Annotated in this window: 1 protein-coding gene; it reads right to left on the bottom strand. The window is 62.9% G+C overall.

Annotation, left to right across the window (positions count from 1 at the left end):
* Positions 1 to 5: 5 nt before the first annotated feature.
* Positions 6 to 767: a transposase family protein gene (locus ACFHWT_RS31350; RefSeq protein WP_416598314.1), complete on the bottom strand. Its 762-nt coding sequence runs from the start codon at positions 765 to 767 to the stop codon at positions 6 to 8.
* Positions 768 to 885: the final 118 nt, after the last annotated feature.

Raw genomic sequence — 885 nt, 5'->3', positions numbered from 1 at the left:
GAGGTCTATTCACAGGCGATCCTGTAGAAGTGCAGCCCGATGACACAGGAGATCGTTTCCGTAAAGGTCGCGAGCGGTCTGCGGTAGTCGGTGTGTAGGATTCTCCAGGTCTTCAGGTTCGCGATGACCTGTTCGACGACCCAGCGGATCTTGTTGACCTGCCTGTTGTATTCCTTCTGCCACTCTGTGAGCTCGCCGCCCTTGGGCTTTTTGTACGGGGTGATCATGCCGTTGCCGACGTAGCCCTTGTCGCCGATCCAGTCTCCGGGATTCAGGCTGACGAGGACCTCGGTGTCGTTGATCGCGTACGAGTCGTGGTGGTTGCCGGTGACGGGATCGGAGATCCAGGCGAGCGCGCCGTCGAGGGTGCAGGCGACCTGGACGCTCATGCCCGTGGTCTTGTGCTTGCCGGAGTACAGACAGCGGTCCGTGCGCCATGACCAGCAGGGGAACAGGGTGCCGTCGACGATGTACTGGACGGTCGGGTCGAGCTCGTCGGCGGTCGGCGCGAACCCCGCCAGCACGCGGTCGAGGACCGGGGTGATGCCGGTGACCGCCCGTGAGATCGTCGACTGGGAGACGCCGTGCGCCTCGGCGATCTCCGCTTGGACGCGGTTGCGCCGCATGTAGGTCAACGTGACCACGAGGGCACGGTAGAGGCCGAGGATCGGTGGCCACGGTTCCGTGCCCAGGTTCCGGCATTCGGCGCGGACCAGCACGCAGAGGTCGCGGATCTGATCGGTCGTGAAGCCGGTGGTATGATACATGTTCGGCGGTCCGCTTTTCTTTGGTTGTTGTGTGGTAACTCCATCCTATGGGAGGGCGGGCCGTCTCATTTATCGGGGGGTCCACTGTGGGTTATCGGGGCCCTGCTGAATAAGCCTC

It is taken from the genome of Micromonospora sp. LOL_021, assembly GCF_048060215.1.
GTDB lineage: Bacteria > Actinomycetota > Actinomycetes > Mycobacteriales > Micromonosporaceae > Micromonospora_E.
This window is presented reverse-complemented; position numbering and strand designations above follow the sequence as displayed.

Coding starts and splice junctions, on each gene's coding strand:
- ACFHWT_RS31350 (WP_416598314.1), bottom strand. CDS start 767: ATGTATCATACCACCGGCTTCACGACCGATCAGATCCGCGACCTCTGC.